The sequence below is a fragment of the Haloterrigena salifodinae genome, from assembly GCF_003977755.1.
GTDB classification, from domain to species: domain Archaea; phylum Halobacteriota; class Halobacteria; order Halobacteriales; family Natrialbaceae; genus Haloterrigena; species Haloterrigena salifodinae.
On record NZ_RQWN01000003.1, the window covers coordinates 450,632 to 464,305 of the forward strand.

Below are 13,674 nucleotides of genomic sequence, written 5' to 3' on the forward strand. Positions count from 1 at the left end.
GGGTATCAGTCGCTCGCGGCCTCGATGGCCTGCTCGAGATCGGCCAGGATGTCCGCGGGGTCCTCGATCCCAACCGACATCCGGATGAGGTCGTCGGTCACGCCCGCTTCCTCCCGCTCCTCGGAGGTCAACTGGCCGTGGGTCGTGCTCGCGGGGTGGATGACCAGCGTCTTCGCGTCGCCGATGTTCGCGAGGAACTGCGCGACCTCGACGTTCTCGCAGAAGGTCTTGCCCGCCTCGAAGCCGCCCTCGAGGCCGAACGCGACCATGCCGCCGAAGTCCGACAGATAGCGGGTGGCGTTGTCGTGGGTCGGGTGATCCGCGAGGCCCGGATGGGTGACCCAGGCGACGTCCTCGTGGTCGGCCAGGTACTCCGCGACGACCTGGGCGTTCTCGCAGTGTTTCTCGACTCGGAGCGGCATCGACTCGAGTCCCTGCAGGGTCTGCCAGGCGTCGAACGGTGACTGCTGGTTCCCCAGGCTACGCAGCGAGCGGTAGCGCGCCGTCGCGGCGAACGGTGCTTCGGGGAAGTCCCGCGAGAAGTCGACGTCGTGGTAGGCGTGGTTCGGGCCCGCGATCTCGTCGTAGCCGTGCTCGCCCCACGGGAACGAGCCCCCATCGACGAGGACGCCGCCGACAGTCGTGCCGGAGCCGTGGAGCCACTTGGTCGTCGACTCCCAGACGACGTCGGCCCCGTGTTCCAGTGGGCGACAGAGCGCCGGCGTCGCGAAGGTGTTGTCCACCACGAGCGGCACGCCGTTCTCGTGGGCGATCTCGGCGACGCGCTCGAAGTCCGGCGTCACCAGCGAGGGGTTGCCGATCGTCTCGACGTGGACGAACGCGGTGTCCTCGTCGATGGCGTCGGCGTACGCCTCATACTCGAGGGTGGGGACGAACATCGTCTCGATGTTTCTGCGGGAGGCGGTCTTCGAGAAGTAGGCCGTCGTCCCGCCGTAGGTGTCGGTCGAGCAGACCACGTTGTCGCCCGCCTCGGCGAGGATCAGCGTGGCGGAATCCAGCGCGGCCATCCCGCTGGCCGTCGCGACCGCGTCCGCGCCGCCCTCGAGCGAGGCGAGGCGTTTCTCGAGGGTGCGAACGGTCGGGTTCGCGATGCGGGAGTAGATGTAGCCCTCGTCCTCCAAGGCGTAGCGGTCGGCGGCGGTGTCGGCGTCGTCGAAGACGTAGGAGGTCGTCTGGAAGATCGGCGGGGCCATCGCTCCCGTCTCTGGATCGGGCGATTGGCCGGCGTGGACGCTTCGTGTCCCGAGACCGCGCTCGGGACGCTCCGATTCGTCGGCGGTCCCGTCGCTCGCGTCGTCGCTCATGTTTCGTATGCATACTACTGCAGGAACATATGCGTCTCAGTAACGGCAAAAACCGCAGCTGATTCAGTGGTATTCACACGCACGAACTTTTTCCGCCTCGGGTTCGCTCGCTGCGTCTTCGCGCGGCAACGCCGCGCGAACGGTCCGTGGGAACTTCGGTCCCACGCTACTCACTCACCGCTCGTCTGCTCACGGGCGCGCAGCGCCCTCTGCTCACGGCCTCCGGCCGTTCGCATGGTATGCGAGACCGGAGGTCTCGCACTATTCGCACGGTTCGAGGGACGCACTGCGTCCCTCGTAGGCGCAAAAACGACCTCAGAAATCTTCGATTTCTGATGGGCCCGCGAGAGCTCCGCTCTCGTGGACTTCGATGAAAAAGGGCCGCCTCCGCGGGCTTCGCCCGCTCCGGCGGTGTCGTTCGAAAGAGCGCAGAGCGCTCTTTCGTGATGCCGAGAGAGCAACGCTCTCTCGTAGCAAACTGCTCGCTGCGCTCGCAAATTCTCATACGGTGTTAGAGTTCGAAGCACGAAACTACGAGTGCTCGAGCGACCTCACCTTGCAGGGCCAACATCTACCACCGCACGTGGCCGAGAGCCGATCGTGCAGACAGTATTCCACCTGATCGCTGACGACCCGGACCAGCGACAGACCGCCCTCACCATCGCCAAGAACCTCACGGAAGACGACTCTGTCGAGGTCGACGACATCGCCATCGTCGCGCAGGCCGAGGGGATCGAACCGCTGACGGCCGGCGGCGACGGCAGTAACATGGTCGAAGAACTGCTCGAGACCGGCGTCGCGGTCAAGGCCTGTGGCAACACGCTCGAGTTGAAGGACCTCGCGGAGTCGGACCTCGTCGACGGCGTGGAGACCGTTCCTTCTGGCGGCGGAGAACTGACCCGGCTGCAGGACGAGGGGTACGCCTACATTCGACCGTAGCCGACGGGGTGCGGTTCGCGGCTCGCCGTTCGGCCGATCCGCGCATCAGCGAGGAACGGTCCCGCTCATCAGATAATAGTCGTGGCGGGGTTCTCGACCCCACAGCGTCGGATCCTGCAGCGGTTCGTACTCAACGTCCCGGAGACCTGCCTCGAGGAGCACCTCGCGCAGTTCGTCCGGGGGTCGGCCGTCGTACAGCGGGAGATCGTCGTGGATGGCCTCGTACTCGTCCCACGGTTCGTCGTGGTCCCAGTACCCCTCGATAAGGAGGATTCGACCGCCCGGCTCGACGACCCGCCGCCACTCTCGGATCGCCGCCGCGGGGTTCGGCAGCGTCCAGACGAGATGGCGGGCCGTGAGGAGGTCGAACGCGTCGTCCGGAACGGCGAGCGTCTCCGCGTCCCCGCGGTGGAACTCGATCGAGTGACCCGCTGCTCGAGCCTTCTCCCGGGCTCGTTCGAGCATCGACGGCGCGAAATCGACGCCCGTAACGTCGTGGTCGAGTGCCGCCAGCAACAGCGAGAGGACGCCCGTTCCACAGCCCGCGTCGAGGACGCGACGCGGGTCGTCGCCGATCCGCTCGCGGAGGACCTCGAGCCAGCGGTCGCGCTGTTCGCCGGTGTGAATCCCGTGTTGGGGTTCCTCGTCGAACGTCGCCGCGCGGCCGTCCCAGTGCTGCTGGACGAGTTCTTTGACGGTTTCGTCGTCTTGGGCTGGCTGCGTCACGACCGAACACCCTTCATCCCGTGGACGATGTTCCCGATTCGACGTAATGCTGTGGGTTCGCTTCGCACGAAACGGCGCTCTCGCCGCGGGTTGCTCGAGCCCTCGGGCCGTTCTCGCCGCGGGTCGCTCAGTCGTGCTCGAGGGTCTCGAGCAGCGTCCGAACGTTCCCGGACTCGGTTTCGAAGCCCCGTGCCTGGGGAAAGACGGCGACGCCGATCACGAAGTCGTCTCCGTGGGCGACGGGTTCACTGACCTGCAGGAAGACGTCGACGGTCGTCCCGGCATCGATCAGTCGGGCCTCGGCGCGGTAGCGGGCCAGCGTCGTCTCCGTCCCCAGTACCGAAACCGACTCCTCGCCGACGTGCTCGACGTTCTCGAGTTCGTCGTACCGGCTCTGGATCAGCGCGACGAGTTCGTCCGTCGAGTAGTCGCCAACGGGGTTGAACGTCTTCCCGAGTACCGACACCTGCGGCGTCGTGAGCACGGAGACGACCGACGCCTGCAGCCGACCCAGCCCGAGCGCGTCGAGCGCGATCGCGCGGTCGTACTCGGTGTACCAGTTGCGGGCCTCCATCGTCCGTTCGAGTCCGAACCGGCCGACGGTCCGCTCGACGACGACCTCTTCGACGGTGCGTTCGGCGTAGCCGGTCTCCTCGAGGGCCCCTCGAGCGACGGTCGCCGAATCCGACGAGAGCGAATCGGCGACGAAATCGGTACAGCCGGCGAGCGCGCTCGCTCCGGCGGTCGCCCCCATTACGAGGAATCCGCGGCGCGTGAAAGTCATCGAGGAAGACAGGTCGTCAGAGAACGAAAACGCATCGGTTTACCGAGTCGGCTTTATTATCCCGCGGCGCCGCCAGCGCGCCGACGGCTCGCGCGGCCGCGCCCGTTTTGGTCGGGAGCTCGGTCCGCTGGTCAGCCGATGCGCGGTCGGCGGGGACGCGGAAAGCCCACGGACCCACGTTCCCATGGTCGGCCGAGACCGACGACCTTGATAGCCAGCGGTGAGAAGGGGGAAACGTGAATTCGAGCGACCGGGATCGGATCGTGCTCGCGGCCGTCGTTTTCGCCGTGCTGTTCTCCCAGCTGTTGCTCTACCCGGGCGTGTCGACCCTCGTCGACGCGCTCGGGGCCGACGCGGCGACGTCGGCGTTCGCAGCGACCGACCTCGACGCCAGCATGTGGTTCCTCGTCGCGGAGTTCGCGGGGTACGTCGCCTTCGTCGGCGTCTGGGGCGCCGCGAGCGATATCACGGGGCGTCGCACGCCGTTCATCGTCGCCGGGGCGCTCGCCGGCGCCGCCAGCTACGCCGCCCTCGCCGCCGTCCCCGCGATCGGATCGATCCCGTTCGAGGGCGTCCTCCTCATGCGGTTCGTACAGGGCGCGATGACCATCGGCGCGTTCTCGCTGACGATGACCATGCTGATGGACCTCGAGGGCGGCCACGGCCGGAACATGGGCGCGGCGGGGATCGCCATCGGTCTCGGTGCCGCGCTCGGCGCCCCGATCGGCGGTCAGCTCTCCGAAGCGAACCCGCTCGCGCCGCTGCTCGGGGCCGCCGGGTTACTCGTGGTCGTCGGCCTGCTCGTCACGCGGGTTCCGGACCGCTCGCCCGACAGCCGGCGGGCCGTTCGCGCGCTCCTCGAGGGCGTCCGGAAGCGACCGACGCTGTCGATCCCCTTCGCCTTCGGCTTCATCGACCGAATGACGGCGGGCTTCTTCGCGCTCGTCGGCACGCTCTACTTCCAAGACGCCTTCGACGTCGGACCCGCTGCGACCGGGCTCTTGCTGGCGTGCTTTTTCGCCCCCTTCGCGCTGTTACAGTACCCGATGGGGGCGCTCTCGGACCGGATCGGCCGAACGATACCGATCGTCGTCGGCTCGGTGTGTTATGGCGTCGGGATCCTCGCGGTCGGAGCCGCGCCGTCGATCGCGACCGCGGCGATCGGCATGGTCGGCGTCGGCGTCCTCGGCGCGCTGGTCTCGCCGGCGACGATGGCGCTGGTCACCGACATCGCTGCCGAGAGCGAGCGCGGCCTCGCGATGGCCGGCTTCAACGTCGCCGGCAGCCTCGGCTTCCTCGGCGGCTTCCTGATCGGCGGCACCGTCGCCAGCGACTACGGCTACGGCCTGGCCTTCCTCGCCGTCGGCGGTCTCGAGATCGCCATCGCGCTGCTGGCCGTGCCGGTGTTCCTTCGCCTGTCGATCGGCCGTCGGGGCGACGAGTTCGCAACCGAAGACCGTGGACCGCTCTGAGCCGCTCTGTCGTCGACCGCGACAAGTCATACGATTCACTCCCCTTCGCTGTCAGAAATAAGATAATACAGGAAGGAGAGAGGGTTCGCGGTCCGATTTCACTCACGCAGTCGTCGGGTGCTGTAACGGTTTGTGAGGCGCTCTCGAGTCGTCTCGGACTGTCATATCATGGGAACTTACCAGGACGCTGAATGGTGTGTGAACACATGACAGTGTCACGATAGAGGGTATCAATTTTTATGTACTCAATCCTAATCCCGTAGTGATGGCACGAGATAACCCAATCTCACGGCGGACGGCATTGAAGCTTACAGGTGCGACGGCAGCGGCCACGATGGTTGCCGGCTGTGGCGGCGGTAGCGAGAACGGCGACGAGAACGGCGACGGAAACGGCGGCAGCGACGGGTACGAGATCGAACCCGATACGACGGTCGAACTCGACGCACAGACGACCGAGTGGAAGGGTATCGCTCCGAGCGACATCGAGGGCGAGTCGAACCCGACGCTCATCCTCCAGGCAGGCGAAACGTACGAGATCGGCTGGACGAAGGGCGACGGCTCCGGACACAACATCGAGATCTGGGACGACAGCGACAGCGTCGTCAACGAACTCTCGACCGAACAGACCAGCGAGGAGGAGCCCAGCGACCAGATGCTCGAGTTCACCGCCAGCGAAGAGATGGTGGCCTACGTCTGTAATCCCCACTCCGCGAACATGCACGGAACGCTCGACGTTCAGGGCAGCAACGGCGGCGACTCCGGCAACGGCAACGAGTCCGAGAGCGGCAACGAATCCGAGAGCGGCAACGAATCCGAGAGCGGCAACGAATCCGAGAGCGGCAACGAATCCGAGAGCGGCAACGAGTCCGAAGAGTAACGACGGACTGCGGTCGCCGTAATTAGACGCCGAACCGTATTGCGTTTTCTCGCCGATTTGTCCGTCCCGGGCCTCCGTTCTGCGGTTTTCCGATGAGGGAGAGTACCGATTCGATTAGAACGCGAACAGCGGCTGGTGTGGCGACGTTGTACGGACGAGAGGAAAGCAGGGATGGAGTCACGGAGAAGGACTTTTCTATGTAATTACAGTAGTAGAAACATGACAAATCCCGACCGAATGACTCGCCGGACCGTGGTTCGCGCCGCCGGACTCGCGACGGCGACCGCCGCACTCGCCGGCTGTATCGACGAGAGCAGCGTCGACGACCCGGACGATGCCGACGACGCGGGCTCGCAACCGTCCGACGGGCAGGCGTCGGAGCCGGACGAGACCGATGACGAGGATCAATCGAACGGCGATGAAGCGGCCGACGACACGGAAGCGGCGCCGCCACGGATCGAACTCCGCGGCGAACTCGACGGCTGGCGGGGTCTCGCGCCGGCGGGACTCGAGGGCGACGTGAACCCGACACTCACTCTCGAGGTGGGCCGGACGTACCGCCTCGGCTGGACCGAGGGCGACGGCCTCGGACACAACATCGAAATCCGCGCCGCCGACGATACCGTCGTCGACGATCTCTCGACGCCGGTTACCCAGAAGCCCGGCGAGGAACAGTGGCTCGAGTTCGAGGCCACCGAGGAGATGGCCGCCTACGTGTGCAAACCCCACGAGAGCAATATGCGCGGTGAACTCTCTGTCGAGACACCCGTCGACCGAGGCTCGGAGTCCGCCGACGACGAGGAGTCGGCGGACGGTCAGGAGGTTCGGATCGAACCGGGGTCGCGAGTCGAATTCCGCGCACAAACCATCGAGTGGGAAGGGATCGCACCGGCGCCCGTTGAAGGCGTGCCGAACCCGACGCTCGTCCTCGAGGACGGCGAAACGTACGAACTCGGCTGGACCGAGGGCGACGGCGCCTCGCACAACATCGAGATTCGAAACGCCGACGACGAGGTCATTGATGATCTCTCGACAGAGCCGGCTAGCGAGGATGAGCCCACCGATCAGGTCCTCACGTTCGAGGCCAGCGCGGAGATGGCCGCCTACGCCTGTGCGCCACACGTATCCCATATGCAAGGCGAAATCCGAATCGAAGGGGCGACGCCGGAGTAGCGCTGCGCGAAACCGTCGGCCTCGAGACCGAGCACCGAGGCGGTTTCCGATCGGCGCCGTCCGTGCTCGACCGTCGCGCGATCGGTCGCCGCAGTTCGAAACGGATCGTATCGTAGACAGCCGGCGATCAGTCGCCCCGTTCCCGGTGGGCATCAAAAGTACCATACCACCGCACGACGCAGTGGACCGTATCAGGTGACTTCCATGACCGAGAAACGCGAATACAAGGACGACTATCCCGACAAGACGCTGTACATCCCAGGTCCGACCGAGGTACGTGAGGACGTCATCGAGGAGATGAGCCAGCCGATGTTCGGCCACCGGATGGACCGGATGACCGACCTCTACACGACCATCGTCGAGGACACGAAGGAGTTCCTCGGCACCGACAACGAGGTCATCATCCTCACCGGCTCGGGGACCGAGTTCATGGAGAGTTCGATTCTGAATCTCGTCGACGAGAACGTCCTCGTCACGACCTGCGGCAGCTTCAGCGAACGCCAGGCCAACGTCGCCGAACGGCTCGGCAAGTCCGTCGACACCCTCGAGTACGAGTGGGGACAGGCGGTCAAACCCGAGGACGTCCGCGAACGCCTCGAGGAGAGCGACACCGAGTACGATGTCGTCACCTGTGTGATGAACGAGTCCTCGACCGGCGTCCGCAACCCCATCGAGGAGATCGGCGACGTCGTCGCCGAGTTCGAGGACACCTACTTCGTCGTCGACGCCGTCTCCGCGCTGGGTGGAGACCTCGTCGAGATCGACGACCACAACATCGACGTCATCTTCACGTCGGTCCAGAAGGCCTTCGCGATGCCCCCCGGATTAGCGGTCTGCGTCGTTAGCGACGACGCCTACGAGCGCGAACTCGAGAGCGACTCCGCGTCGTGGTACGGCGGCTTCCAGCGCTCGCTGGACTACTACGACCGAAAGGGCCAGACGCACTCCACGCCCGCAATCCCGGTCATGCTCGCCTACCGCAAGCAGATGAAGTACATGCTCGAGGAGGGCCACGAGGCCCGGGACGAGCGCCACCGCGAGATGGCCGAGTACACCCGCGAGTGGGCCCGCGAGCACTTCGACATGTTCCCCGAGGAGGGCTACGAGTCCCAGACGGTGAGCTGCATCGAGAACACCCAGGACATCGACGTCGCCGCGACCATCGACGCCGTCTCGGAGGAGTACGACTTCGTCTTCTCGAACGGGTACGGCTCGGCACTGGGCGAGGAGACGTTCCGCATCGGCCACATGGGCGAACACGACCTCGAGTCGATCAAGGAGCTGACCGACGCCATCGAAGACGTCGCTGACCTCTAGCCGGCGGTCGAAGAACCAAGCGACTCGGTCGGATCGGTTCCGATTTTCGTCGTTTACCCGCAGCTTTCGTCGCGGCTACGAAACGAGACCCCAGAGCCACTCGACAAAGCCCACGATGAGGTCCACGAACCGCTCGAGGAGCGACCGGAAGCCGCCGACCGGTCCGTCGCCCCATTCTCCGCCCTCAGTCGCGCGCTCGTCGCCGAGCGCCGCGCGGGCGTTTACGAGTCCGTCGCCTTCCGCGCAGGTTCCGAGCACCGTCTCCGCCGTCTCACCGAGGATCTTCCGAACCGGATCGCTCGGTCCCGGACCGTCCTCCTCGCGGGTCTCCCAGACGAGCGCCGCGACGCCGGTGACGAACGGGGTGGCGACGCTCGTACCGCTGGCCTCGGCGTACTCGTTGTCGACGGTGCTCGAGGTGACGTTCGTCCCCGGTGCCAGCAGGTCGACCGCCGACCCGACGCTGCTGTAGGACGCCAGTCGGTCGTTCTCGTCCATCGCAGTGATCGCGACGACGTCCTCGTGGGTCGCCGGGTAGGTCATCGTCTCCGCGTCACACGAGTCGCTCCCGTTGTTGCCTTCGTTCCCGGCCGCACAGAGCAGGAGGTGGCCGTTCGAGTGTGCCTCTTCGATCGCCCTGTCCATCGCGGTGCTCGAGGACTTGCCGCCGAGGCTCATCGAGATGATCTCCACGTCGTTCGACATGCACCAGTCGATTCCGGCGATTAGCTCACTGTACCGGCCGGAGCCGTCGTCGCCGAGCACCTTCACCGCGTACAGGTTCGTGCCGGGGGCGACGCCCACGACGCCGCGGTCGTTGTCGTCGGCGCCGGCGACTCCGGCGACGTGCGTCCCGTGGCCGTGCCGATCCTCGTAGTCGCCGGACGTCCCGTCAGCGGTGAAATTCCGCCCGCCGGCGACCGAGAGACTACAGTGGTCCGACTGGATCCCCGTGTCGAGAATCCCCACGTCGACGCCCGATCCGTCCGGTTCGACGGCGTCGGCGCCGATCCGTTCGACGCCCCACGACGGCCGTTGGTCAGGATGAGAGGAACAGTCCGAGCCGCCGGGAGAACCGAAGATATCCGAGAGGGACGGCGACCAGTCCGAGGGAATTCCCGTCTCGTCGTCCTCTTCGACGGTCGCCACGCGACGATCCTGGCGCAGTTGGTCCAGTCCGGTCGACGGTACCTCCGCGACCACGAAGTCGAAGTTGTCGAACTCAAGGACCGTCGTCCCGCCGACGGCCTCGACGACGTCGAGGAGTTCGCCGAGTTCGTCGAGCAAGCTCGTCTGCGGGTGCACGAACACCCGCTCGGTGTCGGTGCCGATGCTGGAGTCCGTGGCTGACGTCGGCGCTCCGAGCAGCCCGGCCGCGGCGCCGGCCCCGATACCGCCGAGTACCCGCCGCCGACTGAGTTTCATGCGCAGGAGGATGCACAAGGACGAAATAAGTCTTCTGTGTCGACTGACAGTCAGTCGAAGCGATTGGTCGTACCTCGGACTGTTTGATCGGACACTCCTCGAGAACGCGTTTTCTGCGGCGGTGAACCTAGTCCGTGTGTACTGTCGGTGAGTGAGCGGTTCGGAGAATCCGAACGACGTCGTTCACCGAGAGCGAAGCCGAAGGCTGAGCGAGCGGGCCGACGACTGATGTGGAGTGACGCGAAGCGTCACGAAACGGAAGGAGGAGTGCTTTTCATCGAAGTTTTCCCGAGGGTGCGCCTTCGGCGCACCCGCAGAGGAAAAGTTCGGTTCTATTGAATATGGCCTTCGTCGCGCAGCTGGTCGGCCTCGCTCTTCTCGTAGCGCCAGGTGATGTCGGCCTTCTCGTCCTGCCAGTCCCACGGCTCGACGAGGACGACGTCGTCCTCGCGGATCCAGATACGCTTTTGCATCTTGCCGGGAATGCGCGCGGTGCGCTCCTGACCGTCGGCACAGCGTACTTGCACCCGATTCGCCCCGAGCATGTCCGTGACGGTCGCGAAGACCTCGTCGTCTTCGGGCATCCGGAGGTTCTTCCGACCGCCGTCACCGTCGTCGCTCATAGGCCAGCGTTCGGAGCCTAGCGGTTTAACCGTTTATAGAAAGTACGAAGCGAAAACCCGCGACGGTCGGAGAAGACGAAGTCGACCAGCGTCGGAATCGCACTCGAGTCGATCGGAACGATCGCTGTCGGCGTTCGAGTCGCCGAGGCCGTGGGAGGGCGGTCGGGAATTGTACCGACGAGAGTGCCAGCCGAAACCGGAAAACCACGCCGTTTATTTCTCTCGGCTCGGCAGTGCTGAGTATGCTGAAGAATCTCGACGCGCTCGGAATCGTCGGTCTCCTGATCTTGCTCGGCGGAATCGGTCTCATCGCGTACGCGAACTGGATCATCGCCGTCGGTATCGCCCTCGTCGTCGCCGGGCTCGGACTGGTCATCAAGTCCCTGATCTCGGGGATGCTCCAGAACTTCGGGATGTTCTAGGACCCGTCGTACCGACACTGCGACTGCGCTCCGAACCGTTTTGTCGATTCGCCGGCACGACTCGAGCATGGAGTACTCGCTGCACTACTACGACCTCGTATTGGTCTGTATCGCCGCGAGCCTCGGCCTCGGCGCCGGCATCGGGTACGCGACGACGATCGCGATCGAGACCTCGGTCGCCGTCCTCGGGCTCGTCGCGATCGCCTTTATCGTGCACGCGTTGTTCGTCAACGGTCCGGTCGACCAGCCCGAGGAGTTGACCGACGAGGTCGACCTCGAGGAGGTGCCCCAGGTGCTGTCGCCAGTGGAATCGGCGGACTAACGAGCCTCAGACCTCGTTGTCGCCGGCGCGGTGTTCGCTGATGAGTTGGTCGACCATCGACGCCTTTCGATCGCGCCGGCGCTCCTCGGCGCGGTCGTGCCAGTCGTCGATGACGGCCTCGACGTCGTCCTCGCGGGCGACGGCGAGTTCGTCGACCTCCTGCATGGCGACGTCGTCGGCGGGACCGACCGGAATCTCCTCGTCGAAGAGGATCTCGTCGGCGACCTCCGAGAGCCCGCCGTCTTTCAGGATCACCCGCGGTTCGAACCCCGCGAGGAGTTCGGCCGTCGAGCGGCCGGCGCCGCTGGCGTCCCGCAAGTAGACGACGTCGTCGGAGGCGATCCCGTACTGCTCGTCGGCCTCGCGGATCGCCCCTTTGGTGAACTTCTCGACGACCTTGACCGGGACCAGCCCCTCCTTCTTCGCCGAGACGTCGCTGAAGTTCGAGTGGTCGAGCTTCCAGAGGGCCTTCATCCGCTCGACCTTCCGCTCGAGTTCGTCGACCGCCTCACGGGCCTCGTCGCGCTCCCGTTCTAAGCGGTTGGCCTTGCGTTCCAGACGGCTCACCTCGCGGTCCTTGCGGACCTGCGTGCGCTCCTCGCGGCGCTTGAGGGTGAGCTCGGACTCGAGCTCCTCGATGCGCTCGTCGCGCTCCTCGACGCGGCCCTCGAGGGTCTCGACGTGGGACTGGAGGCGCTCGACCTGCCGCTCTAAGGACTTGATCCGCTTTTCCTCCTCGGTGAGCTCCCGGGGTTCGTGGGTCGTAGAGTCCTCTTCCTCGCCGGACTCGTCGTCGGTCAGGTCCCGCAGGACGGCCTCGACGCTCTCCTCGCCGGCGACGACGCGGGCAGTGACCTCGCCGCGGTCGATCCCCGGCGGAAGTTTGCCGGCGATGCGGTCGAACTGGTCCTCGTGGGCGTCGACGGCATACAGTGCAGCGGCCATCGCGTCGCGCTGGTGGTCGTTATCGTACGGTTCCTCGCGCGTGCGGTGTTGTTTCTCGTCGACCGGCAGGTCGCTGTCGGGGACCCAGCCCGCAGCGTCGAAGCTCCGGCGGAACTTCTCGACCGTCTCGGGCATCGGCGTCACGTCCGCGGCGACGATGATCGGCCGGCCGCGCTCGACGATCCACTCGATCACGTCAGCGGTGTCGCTAGTGCGTGAACTCCAGACGTCGAGTACGTCGCCCTCGAGCGAGACGATGGCGACGGCGGTCGTCGTTCCGGGATCGATGCCGACGATGACGTGGTCCCGCCGCTTGGCGAGGGGCTTGAACTCGATGCCGTCGCGGCGCTCGCGCTCGATCTCGACGCGAACGTCGCCCGAGCGGTTCCGCGAGACGGGGATGTCGCCGGGCCGGGCCTGAACGGTGAAAACCGCGTTCGCGAACCCACCGTAGGCCTCCCGGACGTCCCGCTCGTACTCAAGGTTGGCCTCCTCGAGTTCGGACTCGACCTCGCGGGCCCGTTTTCTGACCGAGCCGTGGATGCGACGGGTGTAGCGGTCCTCGCTCCAGCCGCCGCTGCCGGTCGATCGCCCTCTCGAGACCTTGACCTCGGTCGTGTCGGTGAAGGCCGAGACTTCGTGGCCGACGTTGTGAGCGGCCAGCCGCGCCGCGGCCTCGGCCTCCTGCATCGGATCCTTGCCATAGGGGATGCCGTGGCGTTTCGCGACCCGGGAGAGCGGTTCGGGCTGTTCGGCGCCGGTCACCTGGACGAGCTTCGTCCCGGCGGGCAGCGAACTCAGAAAGTGGATGAGCTGGTCCTTGTCAGCGGCCAGCTCGTACATATTGTCCGTCGCGACGATCGCCGGCTCCTCGTCGTCGATCAGTCGCCGGAGCTTGCGGTGGGTGACGACGTCTCGAGTGACGTCCTCGCCGTCGTAGACCGCCAACGCGTACGAGGGGGCGTCCCCGCGCACGTCGCCGCTCTGGATATCAACTCCGAAGACGACTGCATCGAGCGCGGTCGTTCGCGTACTCACGGAAGGGCATAGGGGCGAGTCGGCTATAAATCCGGCGCGGGTTCGCACGATGTCGACGAGGTGGTTTCCGAGCAGCGTCCTCGAGAAGGATCGGGACGGAAACGTGCGTCCTGCTATCGTGCCAACAGGGAACTGCCACGCCCTCCCCAGCCGATTCGCTCTCTCTGTCTGCTCACGGGCGCTGTGGGACGGCTTCGCCGTCCCGACAGTCGCGGCGCTACGCGCCGCGCTCTGCCCGTTCGCATGGTATGCGGGACCGAAGGCCCCGCACTACTCGCTCATCCAC

Annotated in this window: 13 protein-coding genes; 7 read left to right on the forward strand and 6 right to left on the reverse strand. The window is 65.8% G+C overall.

Annotated features, from left to right (window positions below):
- Positions 1-5: 5 nt before the first annotated feature.
- Positions 6-1,325 (reverse strand): O-acetylhomoserine aminocarboxypropyltransferase/cysteine synthase family protein, encoded by a 1,320-nt coding sequence (locus EH209_RS16745; RefSeq protein WP_126663996.1) that lies wholly within the window; start codon positions 1,323-1,325, stop codon positions 6-8.
- A gap of 600 nt (positions 1,326-1,925) precedes the next feature.
- Between EH209_RS16745 and EH209_RS16750 the strand changes: the two genes are divergently transcribed.
- A complete protein-coding gene (locus tag EH209_RS16750; RefSeq protein ID WP_126663997.1) occupies positions 1,926-2,264 on the forward strand; it encodes a DsrE family protein in 339 nt (112 codons plus the stop codon).
- A 45-nt stretch (positions 2,265-2,309) separates the two neighbouring features.
- On the opposite strand, the gene EH209_RS16755 is transcribed toward EH209_RS16750, so the two are convergent.
- Positions 2,310-2,990: a class I SAM-dependent methyltransferase gene (locus EH209_RS16755; RefSeq protein ID WP_126663998.1), complete on the reverse strand. Its 681-nt coding sequence runs from the start codon at positions 2,988-2,990 to the stop codon at positions 2,310-2,312.
- Between the two features lie 127 nt (positions 2,991-3,117).
- Entirely contained in the window at positions 3,118-3,774 is a 657-nt protein-coding gene (locus tag EH209_RS16760) for a DUF6517 family protein (RefSeq protein WP_126663999.1), read from the reverse strand.
- Between the two features lie 236 nt (positions 3,775-4,010).
- On the opposite strand from EH209_RS16760, the gene EH209_RS16765 reads away from it, so the two are divergent.
- From EH209_RS16765 to EH209_RS16780, 4 genes are all read left to right on the forward strand, one after another.
- On the forward strand, positions 4,011-5,246 hold the full coding sequence (locus EH209_RS16765) for an MFS transporter (protein WP_126664000.1): 1,236 nt from the start codon (positions 4,011-4,013) through the stop codon (positions 5,244-5,246).
- A 265-nt stretch (positions 5,247-5,511) separates the two neighbouring features.
- Entirely contained in the window at positions 5,512-6,123 is a 612-nt protein-coding gene (locus EH209_RS16770) for a twin-arginine translocation signal domain-containing protein (protein WP_126664001.1), read from the forward strand.
- Between the two features lie 219 nt (positions 6,124-6,342).
- A complete protein-coding gene (locus EH209_RS16775) occupies positions 6,343-7,296 on the forward strand; it encodes a plastocyanin/azurin family copper-binding protein (protein WP_126664002.1) in 954 nt (317 codons plus the stop codon).
- Between the two features lie 204 nt (positions 7,297-7,500).
- A complete protein-coding gene (locus EH209_RS16780; protein WP_126664003.1) occupies positions 7,501-8,613 on the forward strand; it encodes a pyridoxal-phosphate-dependent aminotransferase family protein in 1,113 nt (370 codons plus the stop codon).
- Positions 8,614-8,688: 75 nt separating this feature from the next.
- Here the strand turns inward: EH209_RS16780 and EH209_RS16785 are convergent, their stop codons facing one another.
- Together EH209_RS16785 and eif1A are read right to left on the reverse strand one after the other, a co-directional pair.
- The gene (locus tag EH209_RS16785; protein WP_126664004.1) at positions 8,689-10,038 is read right to left on the reverse strand and encodes a S8 family peptidase; all 1,350 of its coding nucleotides are present in this window, start codon (positions 10,036-10,038) and stop codon (positions 8,689-8,691) included.
- A 332-nt stretch (positions 10,039-10,370) separates the two neighbouring features.
- On the reverse strand, positions 10,371-10,661 hold the full coding sequence (gene eif1A, locus EH209_RS16790; RefSeq protein WP_008893202.1) for a translation initiation factor eIF-1A: 291 nt from the start codon (positions 10,659-10,661) through the stop codon (positions 10,371-10,373).
- Positions 10,662-10,903: 242 nt separating this feature from the next.
- Here eif1A and EH209_RS16795 point away from each other — a divergent pair, with 242 nt between their 5' ends.
- Both EH209_RS16795 and EH209_RS16800 read left to right on the forward strand, forming a co-directional pair.
- On the forward strand, positions 10,904-11,083 hold the full coding sequence (locus EH209_RS16795; protein ID WP_126664005.1) for a DUF7470 family protein: 180 nt from the start codon (positions 10,904-10,906) through the stop codon (positions 11,081-11,083).
- A gap of 67 nt (positions 11,084-11,150) precedes the next feature.
- Entirely contained in the window at positions 11,151-11,405 is a 255-nt protein-coding gene (locus tag EH209_RS16800) for a hypothetical protein (protein ID WP_126664006.1), read from the forward strand.
- A gap of 6 nt (positions 11,406-11,411) precedes the next feature.
- Here the strand turns inward: EH209_RS16800 and EH209_RS16805 are convergent, their stop codons facing one another.
- Positions 11,412-13,388: a DUF460 domain-containing protein gene (locus EH209_RS16805; protein WP_126664007.1), complete on the reverse strand. Its 1,977-nt coding sequence runs from the start codon at positions 13,386-13,388 to the stop codon at positions 11,412-11,414.
- Positions 13,389-13,674: the final 286 nt, after the last annotated feature.

Coding starts and splice junctions, on each gene's coding strand:
- EH209_RS16780 (WP_126664003.1), top strand. CDS start 7,501: ATGACCGAGAAACGCGAATACAAGGACGACTATCCCGACAAGACGCTG.
- EH209_RS16770 (WP_126664001.1), top strand. CDS start 5,512: ATGGCACGAGATAACCCAATCTCACGGCGGACGGCATTGAAGCTTACA.
- EH209_RS16785 (WP_126664004.1), bottom strand. CDS start 10,038: ATGAAACTCAGTCGGCGGCGGGTACTCGGCGGTATCGGGGCCGGCGCC.
- eif1A (WP_008893202.1), bottom strand. CDS start 10,661: ATGAGCGACGACGGTGACGGCGGTCGGAAGAACCTCCGGATGCCCGAA.
- EH209_RS16800 (WP_126664006.1), top strand. CDS start 11,151: ATGGAGTACTCGCTGCACTACTACGACCTCGTATTGGTCTGTATCGCC.
- EH209_RS16760 (WP_126663999.1), bottom strand. CDS start 3,774: ATGACTTTCACGCGCCGCGGATTCCTCGTAATGGGGGCGACCGCCGGA.
- EH209_RS16775 (WP_126664002.1), top strand. CDS start 6,343: ATGACAAATCCCGACCGAATGACTCGCCGGACCGTGGTTCGCGCCGCC.
- EH209_RS16795 (WP_126664005.1), top strand. CDS start 10,904: ATGCTGAAGAATCTCGACGCGCTCGGAATCGTCGGTCTCCTGATCTTG.
- EH209_RS16745 (WP_126663996.1), bottom strand. CDS start 1,325: ATGAGCGACGACGCGAGCGACGGGACCGCCGACGAATCGGAGCGTCCC.